This is a genomic window from Thermosynechococcus sp. (assembly GCF_046299655.1).
In the GTDB taxonomy this organism is placed as follows: domain Bacteria; phylum Cyanobacteriota; class Cyanobacteriia; order Thermosynechococcales; family Thermosynechococcaceae; genus Thermosynechococcus.
Genome location: NZ_JBKBHZ010000015.1, coordinates 1 through 15,102, shown reverse-complemented (window position 1 = coordinate 15,102; position 15,102 = coordinate 1). Strand labels below are relative to the sequence as shown.

Annotated in this window: 14 protein-coding genes; 7 read left to right on the top strand and 7 right to left on the bottom strand. The window is 52.3% G+C overall.

Features of this window, described 5'->3' with window-relative positions:
- Positions 1-142: 142 nt before the first annotated feature.
- Positions 143-1,255 carry an ACR3 family arsenite efflux transporter gene (gene arsB / locus ACK4HN_RS09580; RefSeq protein WP_409869549.1) on the top strand — a complete coding sequence of 371 codons (1,113 nt, stop codon included), beginning with the start codon at positions 143-145 and terminating at the stop codon, positions 1,253-1,255.
- Here the strand turns inward: arsB and speE are convergent.
- The 6 genes from speE to ACK4HN_RS09550 form a co-directional block, all read right to left on the bottom strand.
- Entirely contained in the window at positions 1,252-2,208 is a 957-nt protein-coding gene (gene speE / locus ACK4HN_RS09575; protein WP_409869550.1) for a polyamine aminopropyltransferase, read from the bottom strand. The two genes, arsB and speE, sit on opposite strands and share 4 nt — an antisense overlap.
- Positions 2,209-2,257: 49 nt before the next feature.
- Entirely contained in the window at positions 2,258-2,632 is a 375-nt protein-coding gene (gene speD / locus ACK4HN_RS09570; protein ID WP_409877575.1) for an adenosylmethionine decarboxylase, read from the bottom strand.
- Positions 2,633-2,967: 335 nt separating this feature from the next.
- Positions 2,968-3,615 carry a type II secretion system protein J gene (locus ACK4HN_RS09565; RefSeq protein ID WP_409869551.1) on the bottom strand — a complete coding sequence of 216 codons (648 nt, stop codon included), beginning with the start codon at positions 3,613-3,615 and terminating at the stop codon, positions 2,968-2,970.
- Between the two features lie 11 nt (positions 3,616-3,626).
- Positions 3,627-4,133: a GspH/FimT family pseudopilin gene (locus ACK4HN_RS09560; protein ID WP_409869552.1), complete on the bottom strand. Its 507-nt coding sequence runs from the start codon at positions 4,131-4,133 to the stop codon at positions 3,627-3,629.
- Entirely contained in the window at positions 4,111-4,902 is a 792-nt protein-coding gene (locus tag ACK4HN_RS09555; RefSeq protein ID WP_409869553.1) for a prepilin-type N-terminal cleavage/methylation domain-containing protein, read from the bottom strand. Before ACK4HN_RS09555 ends, ACK4HN_RS09560 begins: the two co-directional genes overlap by 23 nt.
- A gap of 17 nt (positions 4,903-4,919) precedes the next feature.
- Positions 4,920-6,590: a hypothetical protein gene (locus ACK4HN_RS09550; RefSeq protein ID WP_409877565.1), complete on the bottom strand. Its 1,671-nt coding sequence runs from the start codon at positions 6,588-6,590 to the stop codon at positions 4,920-4,922.
- Between the two features lie 395 nt (positions 6,591-6,985).
- Between ACK4HN_RS09550 and ACK4HN_RS09545 the strand changes: the two genes are divergently transcribed.
- Together ACK4HN_RS09545 and ACK4HN_RS09540 are read left to right on the top strand one after the other, a co-directional pair.
- Positions 6,986-8,290 carry an NCS2 family permease gene (locus ACK4HN_RS09545; RefSeq protein ID WP_409869555.1) on the top strand — a complete coding sequence of 435 codons (1,305 nt, stop codon included), beginning with the start codon at positions 6,986-6,988 and terminating at the stop codon, positions 8,288-8,290.
- Between the two features lie 49 nt (positions 8,291-8,339).
- The gene (locus tag ACK4HN_RS09540) at positions 8,340-8,852 is read left to right on the top strand and encodes an adenine phosphoribosyltransferase (RefSeq protein WP_409869556.1); all 513 of its coding nucleotides are present in this window, start codon (positions 8,340-8,342) and stop codon (positions 8,850-8,852) included.
- A 41-nt stretch (positions 8,853-8,893) separates the two neighbouring features.
- Here the strand turns inward: ACK4HN_RS09540 and ACK4HN_RS09535 are convergent, their stop codons facing one another.
- Positions 8,894-10,591: a phospholipase D-like domain-containing protein gene (locus tag ACK4HN_RS09535; RefSeq protein WP_409869557.1), complete on the bottom strand. Its 1,698-nt coding sequence runs from the start codon at positions 10,589-10,591 to the stop codon at positions 8,894-8,896.
- A gap of 121 nt (positions 10,592-10,712) precedes the next feature.
- Between ACK4HN_RS09535 and ACK4HN_RS09530 the strand changes: the two genes are divergently transcribed.
- The 4 genes from ACK4HN_RS09530 (at position 10,713) to ACK4HN_RS09515 (ending at position 14,856) form a co-directional block, all read left to right on the top strand.
- Positions 10,713-11,984, top strand: coding sequence for an acetate/propionate family kinase (locus tag ACK4HN_RS09530; protein WP_409869558.1), 1,272 nt, complete (start codon positions 10,713-10,715; stop codon positions 11,982-11,984).
- Positions 11,985-12,335: 351 nt separating this feature from the next.
- Entirely contained in the window at positions 12,336-13,415 is a 1,080-nt protein-coding gene (gene pilM / locus ACK4HN_RS09525) for a type IV pilus biogenesis protein PilM (RefSeq protein ID WP_409869559.1), read from the top strand.
- 14 nt (positions 13,416-13,429) lie between these two features.
- Positions 13,430-14,131, top strand: a complete 702-nt coding sequence (locus ACK4HN_RS09520; RefSeq protein ID WP_409869560.1) for a PilN domain-containing protein — start codon at positions 13,430-13,432, stop codon at positions 14,129-14,131.
- A complete protein-coding gene (locus ACK4HN_RS09515) occupies positions 14,128-14,856 on the top strand; it encodes a type 4a pilus biogenesis protein PilO (RefSeq protein WP_409869561.1) in 729 nt (242 codons plus the stop codon). Before ACK4HN_RS09520 ends, ACK4HN_RS09515 begins: the two co-directional genes overlap by 4 nt.
- Positions 14,857-15,102: the final 246 nt, after the last annotated feature.

The window sequence follows — 15,102 nt, the reverse complement described above, 5'->3', positions numbered from 1 at the left end:
AGCGTTAAGGACTGCAAAGCCGGATCTCTAGAGCCAAGACTCGCCCATGGCTAAACCACTTGGCGGCGACGCCCAAGAAATGAACTGCGTTAGAATGGGTGCTGGAGGCTGTAACGGCTTAATGTTGTTCTTAGAAAGTTGGATGTCAGAGAACTCCCCAATTCGCCTAAGTGTATTTCAACGTTACCTGACGGTGTGGGTCATCCTCTGTATTTTTGCGGGAATCCTGCTAGGGCGTCTGTTTCCGGGGGTTGCCATCACGTTAGATCGCTTAAGCCTGTACCAAGTGTCTATCCCCATCGCCATCTGTCTGTTTTTTATGATGTACCCGATCATGGTCAAAATTGACTTCAGCCAGATTGATCGGGCGTTCCGTACCCCAAAACCTGTGTTGCTCACCCTGATGATTAACTGGGGGATTAAGCCCTTTACGATGCTGTGGATTGCCCAGTTTTTTTTGGGCTACCTCTTTCGGCCTTGGTTGGGGGGGACAGAAGTCATTCGCGGCCAGACTCTGCCATTGGTGGACTCCTATATTGCGGGGGCGATTCTTTTGGGAATTGCTCCCTGTACCGCCATGGTGCTGATGTGGGGATACTTAGCCTATGGGAATCAGGGGCTAACGTTGGTGATGGTGGCGATTAACTCTCTGACGATGCTCTTTCTCTATGCGCCCTTGGGTCGCTTTTTGCTGGCCGCCAGTGATTTGACCGTGCCTTGGCTAACCATTCTTCTATCGGTGCTCATCTATGTGGGATTGCCCCTCGTGGTTGGGGTGTATAGCCGCCACTGGATTTTGCGCCATCGGGGACAGGAGTGGTTTGAAAAACGGTTCTTGCCCATGCTTGACCCGATCGCCATCACTGCCCTGCTCATTACCTTAGTTCTGCTCTTTGCCTTTAAGGGGGAGCTGATTGTCGAAGCACCCTTCCATATCTTGTTGATTGCCATTCCCCTTTTTGTGCAGACGAACTTGATCTTTTGGCTGGGCTATTTGGTGGCACGGCAACTGCGCTTGGACTATGAAGATGCAGCACCCGCCGCAATGATTGGTGCCAGTAACCATTTTGAGGTGGCGATCGCCACTGCTATTACCCTCTTTGGCCTCAATTCAGGGGCAGCTTTGGCAACAGTTGTGGGCGTTCTCATCGAGGTGCCGGTCATGTTGATGCTTGTGAACATTTGCCAGCGCACCGCCTTTTGGTTCCCGCGATCGCCCCAAAAAGCCAGCCTTAAGGATCCGCGCTGTCTCTAGGGCATGGGTGTTACAGATTCAGACACCACCTTCAAACGATAGGGCAGTGGCGCTTCGTCCAGATCAACACTCGCATCAGTCAGAGGAGACACGGGTTGCCTCAGCAACTCACGAATAAAATTGGGCAGGGCAAATACACTGCGGTGGGTGTCCCCATTGTAAAAGCGCAAGTGTTCAATTCCCCTTGTGGCAATTTGGTGCTCTACTTCTGAAGGAGTCAAGGCGCAGGGATCACTACTTTCTGAGGCCGTTGCCATTCCCCACCAAGTTCCGTAGAGGGGAATATAAACTAAATAGGGGCGCACAATTGGAAAGACTTGACAGAGCGTGGTGATGATACGGGCATAAGTCTTAGGGCGTGAAATGGGAGATTCCACATGAAGCGCTAGCAACCCTGCCCCTGATAGGCGAGTCTTACAGAGATGGTAAAACTCTTGAGTATAAAGTCCCAAAGAAGGACCTTGGGGATCGGTTAAATCCAAAATGATGAGATCAAAGGTAGTAGTCACATTTTCAAGATAAGTGCGCCCGTCCCCAATCATCAGTTGTAGGCGAGGATCGTCAAAAACACCGCGATGGATGGTTCCCAATTGTTCACGACAGACATCAACCACTTCTGCATCCAACTCAGCCAATACAACGTGTTCGATAGTGGAGTGTTTAAGTACTTCCTCAGCAGCGCCACCATCTCCCCCCCCAATGATGAGGGCTGACCGAGGAGCTGGATGAGTCATTGCTGCTGGATGAATAAGATTTTCATGGTAAAAAAATTCATCTGCCTCTGAGGTCATAAATAGGTTATCTAGGCAGAGAAACTTGCCAAAATGGGCAGACTCATATAGAGCAAGGTCTTGGTAACGAGTGCGTTTTGCCAATAAGCAACGATCGGCTTGGATAAAGTAACCACAGCCCGAATTAAGCTGCTCAAGGAGATAAAGACTATGACTTGTCATCTTTTGCAAACAACCTTGACAACGCTAAATGCAACCTTAATGCGAAAAATTATTCTCGCTCAACGCACTGAGTGCGGGGCAATGCTGGATCAAAAACAACAACAAGCTGATCAAACAACTTTTGCGCTTTGTGACGATTATCTTGGCTGTAGTTGCAAACGTACACATCCAAGGTGACATACCGCTTTTCAGGCCATGTGTGAATTGTGAGGTGGGACTCTGCGAGCACAACTGCACCAGTGACACCACCTGCTTGTCCAAATTGGTGAAATAAATCCCCCAAGGCTATTAGGCCGGCGTCGTGTACTGCCTCGAGGCATAGCGTCCTAAGGCAATTACGATCTATAAAGTAACGAATGTCTCCACGACACTGATACAAGTCACCAATCAGGTGAATCCCCAAGCGAGGCTTAACAGGCTGCATCGCAGCCACAGGACTATACATCATCGCTGATCCTCCTCAAACAATAACGATAGCAACACGCACTTTACAGCACGTATTACCCCAGCAATGAAGTACGTAACCCTCATTGCCAAAACGTATAATCCCCCTCCTTACGGAGGTTGAAAGTGGCTTGCTGAGGACAACCTTTTGCCTCTTGAGCCATGTTTTTTCATCTGTACAAAAACAGTGTATTCATTTTTTGGAATTTAGGTCAAGCATATTGAGCATTGTCAGTAACCTAATGGCTTATGGCTGAGGGCCTTTTGGTTTCCGCGATCGCCCCAAAAAGCCAGCCTTAAGAATCCGCGGTGTTTTTAGGGAGTGGGTGTGGCAGATCCAGAACGCACTGCTGCCAAGGTTTCGGCTTGGTAAAGGACACCTGTTGATTCCACCAGACCCGCAATGCACAGCTTGACGTTGCGTTGATGCTGCACAAAAACCCGAAAGCCTCCTTTATCGGTGCCACTATCCGTTGCGCCGCGCAAATTATTGGTGCAGTTGGGACTGGTGTTGGCAAGGCCATCAATCAAGGCATTGGGGGTAGGGTCGCCAATTTTTTGGCGATAGAGAATCATCGGGCCGCGCCACACGACATTACTTGTTTTGGGACGGGTGTAATAGGCCACGCGGGTGGTGCTGGCCAAGGTGCCGTTCTCCTGCTCTTCGAGGTTATCTGCTGGTTTTTCGATAAACATCACCAATTGATACCCCCCACTGGGAATTGTCCAATCTGGGGGCGCCGTTGTTGAAATGCGGATTGCTGAACGAATGTCATCGGAGATAAAGTCGAGGGCGCGGCTGAGATTCATGCGAGTCATTGCCTGCTCTTCAACACGGCGATTGTTTTGCAGGATTGCCACCATTGCCCAACCACTCATGGCCACCACAATACTGCCAACGGCAGCCGCCACCAATAACTCCGTCAGTGTAAAGCCGCGATTAACTCTGCGCCAGTCCTGCATCTCCCTGCTCCTTATTTGCGCGTTTGACAGTTATCGGCAGTTGTACCCGTGGTGTCAGTTTCAAGGTAATTGCCGGTGCGCATGATGCCCAATCCTAAGGAGACCACCAAACAGCGCTGAAGGGTCGGATTACTGGTGGCAGCAATCACAATGGTACCGGTACTACTGGTGCGTCCCTGAAAGCCAAACCGGATGAACGCAGTACCCGTTCCTCGACGCAGTGTGACATTCTCCAGTTGACGAGGGCCATTGGGCAAACATTGGGGTGGATCGCCGACAATCGTGGGGTTGGTTCCCGTGTTAATGGTCACTCGACAGGCTTGGTTGCGCCGCATTGCCTCCCGTTGCGCTTCGCGGAGTGCCCCCTCTAGACGCTCAAGCGCTTGGTTGACCCGCTGCGTTTGCAGCCAATAAAGAAAGCTTGGCGTAACAGCCACGGCTAAAATCGTGGCCACAGTGAGAACAATCAGGATTTCAATCAGGGTCATGCCCTGCTCACGGACAGCGGAAAAACGCATTGGGCACCACCTCGGTTGAGAGTTGAGCAACGACACGGTTGTTACTATCGCGCACAGAATAGGCCAGTTCTAAGGTTTGGAAAGGTGCCTCAGCACGGGTGGTGGGTGTGCGCGTCATTGTAAACGTGTCATTGACAATGGGGCGACTATTATTGCTGCTGTTCATCGGCGGAATCAAGGTTTGCAGGTAGGCACCAAAGCCACCATCAATGCCATCGGTTTCATTGGCTTGAATCCGACAGCGGGCATAGACACGAGTACCCGCTCCGCGGTAGCTCCCGACTGACGAGTCCAAGGTAATCGTATTGCCCGAAATGGAGACAATACGGCGTGTGCCCGAGTCCGAGCCAATGAGCACACGATCGCCCACTCGAAACCCATCCGTGGGTGAGGTCACAGGACAGGCGCCCCCCACACGATACTCTGGAGGCATCGCTTGATCATAGTCGCTTTCATCGGGTGCAATCAATGCCAGTGTTAAGGTGGTTTCATTCCCTTGGGCAGGCGCTGCTAGCTTGCGCTGGGCAAACTTGGTTTGACAGAGGTCGTAGGCAACGATTTTAATGTTTTCTAAATCTTCTTGGATCCAGTTGCTGGCCTCGGCAAATTTACGGGCATCCGCTTGGAAAAAGGCGGCAATCACAAGTGTTTGCAGGGCTGACAAGGTAAAGAGGCCAATGAGCAAGATCGAAGCCAAGACCTCCGCAAGGGTAAAGCCGTGGCAATGGTGCTGCACCAGCCAGTGGAAATAAAACTTACTACGAGTCATCAACACTGCCTCCAAATTTAGTACTGAGCTAGGCGGTTCCAGTTGCTGGCTTCAGTGGTGCGTGCCACAACAATTGAGGCATTGGCATAGTCGCCCCCCAAAGCTTCTGGCAGGCGATCGGGCACTCTGATTTCCGCATTGTTCGAGCTAGAGCCGTTCCACTCTTTGGCCCATACTGCACCAACAATGTCTGGATCGCGGCTACCGCCATTAATTCCCACCTTGGCATCGGGCGCATAGACAAAGAGACTGCCTGCTTGGGCACCACCGCTGAGGGTAAAGTCTTGGTCAGTGCTCATATTATTTGGGTCTGGGGGATTACCATAGATGCGCAGGCGATCCGGCGTGCCGACACCGCTGGGAAGTCCCATATTGGCACCGGTACCACAAGTAGAACTATCGGGGCTGCAGACATTATCAATTCCCGCATTCCCACTGAGGGAGATGTTGCCACTGACGTAGAGTCGGACGGCGTACTTACTGGTATCGAATGTTACTCTGTCATTGCCACTGAGGTTAATGTTGTTAATCCGATAGGCGTAATAGACTTTCTCTGGATTCACAATTCGTTCCCCGGGCCGTAGGGGATCAGGGATAAAGAAGGGAATGTTGGGGTCAGGGTTAACGTAGGGGTAATCGCCGCTTCGTGGAAAAGTTGTATTATCGGTAATATTTCCTAAGTCATAAGCTCCCTGACTATACCCCCCTGATGCTCCTAGGGCGTCCTGAAAGTCTTGAATTTGCTTTGCGGGCAACCAACTGGGTAGCGGGGTCAGGGTAAGATTGCCCAGCACAGAGCCGCCAACTGGATTTGGCCAAGTGGGAAAGGGCGGTAGGTTAATCTTGTTGATGGCGATCGCCCCCTCAATAGTTGAGTTATTAAGTGCTCCCACGGCAGTGCGCAGTCCCTCTCGTGTCGGTTGGCCATTGACACACTGTGCTTGGGGCACTACACAGTTGGCTGGGTTAGTGCAGATTACGTTGCCGTTGACGGTGCCAAAGACATCATTGTTGCCAAGGTTAATGCTTTGCGCCAGTAGTCCGGGAAAGTTGGCGGGCACACTGCGATCCGTAATTACCATCTTTTGCAAGATGAAGGCATTGGCAGGAGAGTTATTGGCTAGGCGACCTTCTATCAACAGGTGTCCTGTTTGGGTTGGGGCATCGTAGAGATAGGAGAGAATACGGTAATTGCCCTGCACAGGGGTGCCAATCGTGCCGTTGAGGACCATCGTATTCAAGTTGTCGAGGGTAAAGCAGGGGGGCGCATCAGAACCAAGACTCGCCGCTGTCCACTCATTCACAGGGGGCACATCCAGACCTGTGGTATTGGGCTGACCAACTTTTGTTGCATCCGCTGCACGGCTGATCAGATAGGGGCGGGGAGGATTAAAGTTCGTATTCGTGGCGGGGTTGTAGGTGCGGCGCAGCAGAATCTGGTAGTTGCCATTGAGTAAGCCAAGGGTACGCGCCATACCCCCTTCCGCTACCGCAAAGGCCTGCTGGGTTTGTTTTTGCAGGCTAGCAGTACTCACATCCAGTTGCGATCGCGAGAGCAGGGTGAGGGCAACCACAATCATGATCAACCCCATACCCAAGACCAAGGGGAGTGTAAACCCCCGCTGCCGCTGCCGATACCCTAGACGGGGATAGCGACGTTTCAGCGATCGCACTAGTTTCTTCATCATTGGCTTATTCTCTATTGCCCCAACCTTTGCTCTATCAATATATCTTGCAATATATCTTGACCACAAGAACTGAGTTGCTGCTGATGCTGAGTTGAATATGCCTTTATACACGGTTGATATAATTTAATTGCAAACTTGAGTAATTGCAAACTTGAGAGAAGTGATGTGATCTCACTCACATCCATGTCCCGCCTCCTATTATACCTTTTGCCCAGAAGGCCGCATCTCAAGAGTATTTCGAGTATGAAATAGCCAATCTTGCTTTAGGGACAAGCCCAAGCCTTATCAAATTCACTGATACTTGGTTTCAGTGTAAATAAACTTGAATAACTCTCGCACAAAGGAGCAACTTTTTGAGGGGACATAGGTACTCACGCTTTAGGGCTTGGTTCAATTTGCAGCAGGCACACACCTCGCTCTCCACCGAGGCACTGGCGGCACTGACGACATTTCTAACGATGGCCTACATCTTGCCCGTCAATGCGCAAATTCTTTCCAATGCCATTTTTCTGGAACAGCCACAGGATTTACAGACGGAGTTGGTGATTGCAACCGCAGTATCGGCGGCAGTGGGTAGTATTTTGATGGGAATTTGGGCGAATTACCCGATTGCGTTGGCCCCCGGCATGGGCATCAATGCCTTTTTTGCTTTTGCGGTGGTGGGGCAGATGGGGCTGCCTTGGCCGTTGGCATTGAGTGCGGTACTCTTGGAGGGCATTGTGTTTGTGCTGCTGACCCTAACGGGGCTGCGATCGCTGATTGTGAATATGATTCCCATGTCCTTGAAGGTGGCGATTGCGGCTGGGGTAGGGCTATTTATTGCCTACATTGGCCTTGGCAATGCGGGAATTATCATCGCTGATGCCGCTACGAAAACGAAACTCACCACCTTTGACACATGGCCACCCATCCTCGCTGCCCTTGGGATTCTTTTGACGGCGTTTCTCTGTGCCAAGGGGGTGCGGGGGGCGATTTTTTGGGGGGTGATGATTACTGCCTTAGCTGCATGGCTCGTGGGGGCTGCCCCTTGGCCGACGGCTTTGATCCAATGGCCGCAATGGCCGTCCCATCTCTTTGGTCAAGCCTTAGTGGGCTTTGGACAATTGCAACCGCAGCAGTTGGGGTCTTTTCTCTTGGTAACCTTGGTACTGCTTTTTACCGATATGTTTGACACCGTAGGCACCCTTTCGGCGGTGGGGGTACAGGCAGGGTTTCTCAATCAGCAGGGACATTTCCCCCGCGCCTTGGGAGCCTTTATGGCGGATGCAGTCGGGACAATTGTTGGCGCCCTCTTTGGCACTTCGACAGTGACCACCTATATTGAATCGGCAGCAGGCATTGCCGTGGGGGGACGGACGGGGCTGACGGCGCTGATGGTGGGGGGCTTGTTTTTGCTCTCACTGCTGTTTTTGCCGCTTACGACCGCCATTCCCAGTTTTGCCACGGCACCGGCTTTGGTGCTGGTTGGTGTTTTTATGGCGCGATCGCTCCCAGACATTCCTTGGTCTGATCTCACGGAAGCGATTCCTGCTTTTTTGGTGGTGTTGGTGATGCCCTTGAGCTACTCCATCAGTGAGGGGCTAGCGGTGGGATTTATTAGCTATCCAATTGTGAAACTAGCTGCAGGCAAAGGGAGAGAAGTGCATCCTGCCCTCTGGGGATTGGCGGTTATTTTTATTGCCCACTACTTTTGGCGTTAGACAGGATCTAAGATAGGATGCTTCTGAACTGATTGGAAACACACTACCTATGGATCTGAAATCCTTGATTCGCGATGTCCCAGACTTCCCTAAGCCGGGCATTTTGTTTCGGGATTTAACAACGCTGCTGCAAAATCAGGCGGGGCTGCGCTACGTTATTGACCAATTGGTGGAAAAACACGCCAACGATGGCATTCATTATGTGGCCGGCATCGAGTCACGGGGATTTATTTTTGGTGCTCCCTTGGCCTATCGCTTGGGGGCAGGCTTTATCCCTTTGCGCAAGCCGGGGAAACTCTGTGCGCCGGTCTATGCGGTGGAGTATGAGCTAGAGTATGGGCGCGATCGCTTGGAAATGCACCAAGATGCCATCGAACCGGGTCGGCGGGTGTTAATTGTTGATGATTTGATTGCTACAGGGGGCACAGCGGCAGCAGCGGCAGGTCTCATCCAACAAGCGCAAGCCGAACTTCATGGCTTTGCCTTTATCGTCGAGCTGACGGACTTGGGAGGACGGAAAAAGCTTCCCGATGTGCCAATTACCACCCTTGTAACTTATTAACTAACTTATTAACTTAAATTGATTAGGTGTGATTTATTCGGTTACCACGTCACGCGATCGCGCAAGCGATCGAGGAGCTTCGGTCCGACACCGGGGACAGCATCTAAATCCGCCAAGGATTGAAAGGGCTTTTGCTCGCGGGCACGGATAATTTCAGCCGCCAGCTTTGGTCCGACGCCCGGTAGGGTTTGCAGTTCAGCGGCAGTGGCCGTGTTCAAATTTACCCGTGCGGTAGGCGTGCTGGCACGATTTCCTGAAGCAGGGGCAGGTCGAGTGGCAATCTTACTGCCACAGGCGATCAACTGCTGCTGAATGCGATCGCGAATGTGCTGCGGCAGACCTAGACGACTATTGCTATACAGGCGCTCAAACTCCCGTTTGTAGTGAGCTGCTACGGTGGGATGCTCAATCACCAGCAAGAATTCATCGTTGCCACGATTGGCCGCCTCTGACCAGTTGTGGGAACCCACAATGACAGTGCGATCGTCCAGGACGCCGTACTTATGGTGCAGCTTATCGCCCGCCGGTAACAGGGGGGTGCCCACCGTTTGAATCGGGTTTTGCCACGGGCGGTTGCCGGCTTCGTAGTAACAGTTGCCTTGACGGGCTTGGGCTGTATTGGCCATCGCTACCCCCATCATATCGAGGGCTTCGCTAAAGTCACGGTAGATAAATCCTGAGTCAATGAGGGCGCGGATGCTCACCCCTTGGTTGTGGCGTTCCTCAAGCAGGTTGGACAACTCCTGATCAGAGAAAACAAAGAGCGCGAGATCAACTTTTTGGCGACTGCGCCTCAGGGTCTGTCCAATGAGGCCATTGGTGGTGTCTGGCCAAGGGACAGAGGCTGGACTAGGAGAAAAGCGCACCGTCACCATGGCATCGCCCACCGCCACCCGTTGAGGAGGTCGCACTGGCTTTTTGACCCCAAAGCGACTATTGGGCTGACCACCGGGACCATCGCCCCACATAATGTTAAATTCTTCAGTAAATAGGCGTGCCACCGCGGGGCTATCAATCACCAAGAGGGAGTTGGCATTACCACGGGTATCGGGTCGTCCCAAGTCACCATGGACATCGCTGAGGGTAAAGTTCGCCGTCGTCGCAATGACTTGGCGATCGTCAATCACAATGAACTTGTGGTGCATGAGCAGACTGCCTTTGGAGCCATCGGCAGTGTCATCCATCCAAGGAATCTTCGCCTCATTGAGAATTGTCTGCACATCGCGATCGCCCAGTTCAGCGGCACTGAGTTGGCCATCGCCGTTGGTATCCACTAAGGCTTTCCACTCGTTATAGCGCTCGCGCATTCTGGGATCCATGGCACTCACTTGCGCGGCACTGTAGGTTGCCCAGGGGGCAGTGTAGGTATTCTCCATAATCACCCGCACGCGTACCCCCGCCTGCTGCCGTGCTGCTAGAGCCTTGGCCAGATTCGGTAGGCGAAACTCCTGCACCGCCACATCAATGGTCTTCTGGGCTTGGGCAATCTGCTCAATTATGATTGCCTCAAGGTCTTCCCCTTCACGGGTATAGGGGCGATAGGGTTCTTGGTAACGGTGGGCTTGGGAATGATTCATATGCACTGCGATTTGCGGATGCTGAGGCAGCGGCTCTAGGGTAGGGCGGATAAGCGGGTGCGATCGCCATTGGCTGAGCACCACCCCCGCAATCAGTAATCCCAAGAGAAACAGCAGCAGATATTTACCGTGGCGCCGCCATTTAAGCTGTTGCCAAAACACGCTGACTTCCCCAATGCCTGTCCCAATTCTAGGGCTATCTTTTTCGCGTCAAGGTGTTCTGCACTGCATCGGTTCCCTAGGGGCTTGGGTAGGATAGAGGCGATGCTTTTGCGGGCCTGCCATGATCACGGTGCTGGTGTTAAATGCTGGCTCTAGTAGCCTGAAAGCCTGTTTGTATCGGTTAGCGCCTGAAATGGCGGCAACGGCTGCTACCCCCCCCGCTCCCCTTTGGCAAGGCCTCCTCGATTGGGGACAAAACCCGACGGTGGCGCGTCTCAAGGTGACCACTGCTGGCCAGCGCTACGAAGCCAACCTAACCCATCCAAAGGGCGGGATCGCAGCCCTCCAAGACTGGCTCAAAACTCTTCTAGACACCCTGACCAGCGACCCAACAACGATCCTGAAAAGCCTTGCAGAGATTACGATGATTAGCCATCGGGTTGTCCATGGCGGCAGTCGCTACCGAGCAGCAGTGCGCGTAGATACCCAGGTCAAAGCAGCAATTAGGGAATTGAGTGAGTATGCCCCGCTGCATAACCCAGCCAATTTGCTCGGAATAGAACTGATGGCCGAAATTTGTCCCCAAACGCCTCAGGTGGCCGTGTTTGATACCGCGTTTCATGCCCAATTGCCAGCAGTGGCACGCACCTATGCCATTCCCTATGAACTCACAAGTGCCGGTATTCAACGCTATGGCTTCCATGGCATTAGCCATCAATACGTCAGTGAACGGGCTGCCACCCTATTGCAGCGTCCCTTAGCAGCGTTGCGCCTGATTACCTGCCACCTCGGCAATGGCTGTTCCCTCACTGCGGTTAAGGGGGGCGTTTCTGTGGAGACCACGATGGGCTTTACACCCACGGCGGGAGTGATGATGGGGACGCGCTGTGGCGACATTGATCCGGGAATTTTGCTTTATCTCCTGCGGCGGGGCAAGACAGTTGAAGAACTGGATCGACTGGTGAATCGCCAATCGGGACTGTTGGGGGTCTCTGGCGTCAGTAATGATTTGCGGCAGATTTTGGCAGCCATTGATCAAGGAAATGCCCAAGCGCAGTTGGCCTATGACTGTTTTATTTATTCCCTGCAACGGGGGATTGCCAGCCTCTTGCCGGCTCTGGGGGGTCTCGATGGGCTAGTGTTCACCGCAGGAATTGGCGAGAATGCTGCCGGTGTGCGACGGGATGTCTGCCAAGGGCTAAGTTGGCTAGGCATTGAGCTAGATAGGGCATTGAATGAAGAGGGAGCGGGCGATCGCGACCTTGCGCCGGCGGATGCCCCCGTGCGCGTGTTAGTTGTACATACGCAAGAGGATTGGGCGATCGCCTGTGCCTGTGTGCGGCTTTTATCTACACAAAATTCTGAGACTTCACCAAATTCTGAGACTTTATAGACAGCACACCCAGAGGGCGGGGGAGCCGCCTCCTAGTCCGAGATTGTTTTAGGATTCTTTGTAATGAACTGTGACCCCTCGCTTCTGCTTCAGCTCAGCCGCGAAAACCAAGGGCAAGTACATTCTTGGGCACAGTAGGCTGATCGTCTTAGCCCCTCGACTCTTTCTGCATAAAGCCACTTTGCAAACCATACCAATGTATTGAAAGGAACTGATGCCCATTAGTTATGATCGCTTTAGCAGCCGAGGTGTGTGCATAGCCCTGTGGGGTAAGGCGCAGCCTTGTTCTAAAATTCACTCTTCACACCATCTCGCTAATGCCAACTTGACCGTTCACTGGTGGGTGATACTGTGCTGGGAAATCTATTTGCAAAACCAAAGCAGGGCTTGGGGATTGAACTCACCCCAGAGCGGGTCAATATCGTGCAGCTGCAGCGGCAAAAACAGGGTCTGAAAATGACAGCAATGGCCTCAGTGCCCCTCAGTGAAAGCGCCATTCAAGAAGGCCGCATCATTGACATCACCGCCGTTGCTGATGCCATTCGTCAAGGGATTGAGGAAAAGCGCATCAAACAAAAAGAGGTGATCAGTGCCATTCCCATGAATCAAGCGGTGATTCGCCTGATTCGCCTGCCTGCGGAATTACCCGACTACGAATTGCGGGAAGTGGTTCTCATGCAGGAAGCCCCACTGTATCTCCCCTTTCCTCGCGAAGAAGCTGATATTGACTATCAAAAACTGGGAACCTCCCTTGATGAAGATGGTATTGAGCGAGTGGAAATTTTGCTTGTGGGCACGCCCCGCGAAGTCACCGATACCTACATCAACGCCTTTACCCAAGCGGGTTTACAACTCACAGCCCTTGAAGTGACCAATTTTGCCCTGATGCGTACCCTGCGGGATTCGCTACAGCAGTTTGTGGGGGAAGCAGCAGCGATTATTGATATAGGCGACGAAGGCACAGAAATCAGCATCGTCAAGGATGGCATTCCGCAGTTCAACCGCAAAGTGCCCATTGGCAAAGAACGGATGCAAGAAGCCATTAGCCGCGCCATGAACCTGCCGCCTTCGATGGGTGTTGACCTGCTTGAGAATCTGACGGTTCCCCTAGAGCCGATGGATGTGACCGGAGCACTCAACCCCAGTGGTGCCGCTATTTTGCGAGTGCTCTCCGATCTCGCAGACGAAATCCGCCGCTCTATTGACTTTTACCTCAACCAAGGGGAGAGTCTAGAGGTCTCGCAGTTGCTGCTGGCAGGTCCGGGTGCCAGCATTGGTCAAGTGGATGAATTTTTTAGTCAGCGGCTCAACTATGCCACTACTTTGGTTGACCCCATTAGTTTGCTGGGACTGCAAACCCCTGAAGAAATTCCCTTTGAAAAACGCCCTGCCCTCGGCACGGTGATTGGTCTTGGTCTGCGTGGCGCTTAGGAGTATTCCCCCCGATGTACTCAATTGAGATTAATCTCCTTAAAGAACGCCCTGAAGTAGGGCGCATGGCTGTCACCACAACCGCAGCATCAGAAATAAACAATATACCAATTATTATTGGTGGTATCGCTGCCCTCTTCTTTGTGGGTCTGGCTTTGGTTGGCTCGATGGGGGCGAACCTCTGGCTGCAACAACTCACAGAAAAGCAAAAAGCAATTCAAGATCGTCTTGCGGCTATTTCTCCAGACCTGCAGCGCATGGATCAAATCAAAAAAGAGCAGGAGCAAATATCAGCGGAAACCAAAGCCCTAGCCACTGTATTTAATCAAGTCAAGCCTTGGGCGGCGGTGATGCGCAATATGGCCATTCAAACGCCAGCAGGGGTGCAAATTCGGCGAATTACCCAAGGCGGGCAAACCGGCCAAGAGCTAACGATTGAAGGCACAGCCGTGTCCTTTGATGCCGTCAGTGACTTTCTCTTACTCTTGCAAAATCGCTCTCCCTTCTTTGATGGCAAGGCGACTCAGTTGGTGAAGGCGGAACGGACAAATCAACAGGGTGAAGAAGAGACAACCGCAAGAGTTTCCTTCAATATCAAGACGGCGATCGCCAGCGTGCCAGCATCAGAACTCCTTGAGGAACTTGCCGCCAATGGCGTTGAAGGACTGGTGGCGCGCATTCAATTTCTCAAAGAAAAAGGAGTGGTACAGCAATGACCCTAACTGGCGATTTTGGCGGCCCCCCGATTGAGGAACCCGCACCCAATTATCCGACGGTCTTTGGCATTACCCTAACCCCTGTGGTTAGTGGAGTACTGATTGCCCTCGTCGGTTTGGGAGCAGCGGTCTATCTAGGGAGTCTTCTCATTGCCCCCAAGCTCGAGGAAGCCGCCAAGCTACAGGAAGAAATTAGCCAACAGGAAAATGATCTCTCCCAACGGGAAGTGATCCTGAAGCAACTCAATGATGTGGTAGCAGGGTTAGAGCGCGCCAAGCAGGAAAATCGTGACGTGCGATCGCTCTTTGCGACACAGGAAGCCCTAGACACCCTTCTCCTTGACATTAACCGCCTAATTCGCACCAGCGGTGCCCAATTGAATACCTTTGAACCCGATAGTGCAGCTTCAGGAATTGTCCAAGACGGCTCCCTTGGCCCCGAATTAAATGCCAAACTAAAACAACGGGTCACCAATATCACTGTCCAAGGCCCTTTTCCTGCCATTATCCAAATCATGCAGAAAATTGATCAGCAGCAAAACTTCCTCGTTATTAACAATCTAACGATGGAACTCGTTGCTGATAAGCCCGGCGAAGTGATTACCACATTTAAGCTCATGGCCTATGTGCCCCTAACCCCTGAGGAAATTGCCGCACTGGCACCACCGCCCCAAGAGGGACAGCCCCAAGGAGGTGAGCAGCAAGGACAACCACAGCAGCAATAGCGCATGGCAATCAAAGAAGCAGCGTAGATAGTTTTGGGACTGAGTTGCATTCTCTTTTCGTACGTTTGGTGGCATTTGTGAGGAGTCAAGCATCGTGAGTCAGCTTTTACATCGTCTCGGGTTAGGGGTGGCTACAACAGCCCTCATCGCTGCAAGTCAAACGCCCACTTGGGCAACCACAACTGAGATTACGGGCATTCGCCTTGTAACAGCACCCAACGGTATTCAACTCCTCTTCAACGTGCA

Bases quoted from the DNA above. Each gene is read 5' to 3' on its own strand.
- ACK4HN_RS09560 (WP_409869552.1), bottom strand. From the start codon at position 4,133: ATGCGTTTTTCCGCTGTCCGTGAGCAGGGCATGACCCTGATTGAAATC.
- speE (WP_409869550.1), bottom strand. From the start codon at position 2,208: ATGACAAGTCATAGTCTTTATCTCCTTGAGCAGCTTAATTCGGGCTGT.
- ACK4HN_RS09550 (WP_409877565.1), bottom strand. From the start codon at position 6,590: ATGATGAAGAAACTAGTGCGATCGCTGAAACGTCGCTATCCCCGTCTA.
- arsB (WP_409869549.1), top strand. From the start codon at position 143: ATGTCAGAGAACTCCCCAATTCGCCTAAGTGTATTTCAACGTTACCTG.
- ACK4HN_RS09555 (WP_409869553.1), bottom strand. From the start codon at position 4,902: ATGACTCGTAGTAAGTTTTATTTCCACTGGCTGGTGCAGCACCATTGC.
- ACK4HN_RS09520 (WP_409869560.1), top strand. From the start codon at position 13,430: ATGTACTCAATTGAGATTAATCTCCTTAAAGAACGCCCTGAAGTAGGG.
- speD (WP_409877575.1), bottom strand. From the start codon at position 2,632: ATGCAGCCTGTTAAGCCTCGCTTGGGGATTCACCTGATTGGTGACTTG.
- ACK4HN_RS09515 (WP_409869561.1), top strand. From the start codon at position 14,128: ATGACCCTAACTGGCGATTTTGGCGGCCCCCCGATTGAGGAACCCGCA.
- ACK4HN_RS09540 (WP_409869556.1), top strand. From the start codon at position 8,340: ATGGATCTGAAATCCTTGATTCGCGATGTCCCAGACTTCCCTAAGCCG.
- ACK4HN_RS09530 (WP_409869558.1), top strand. From the start codon at position 10,713: ATGATCACGGTGCTGGTGTTAAATGCTGGCTCTAGTAGCCTGAAAGCC.
- ACK4HN_RS09565 (WP_409869551.1), bottom strand. From the start codon at position 3,615: ATGCAGGACTGGCGCAGAGTTAATCGCGGCTTTACACTGACGGAGTTA.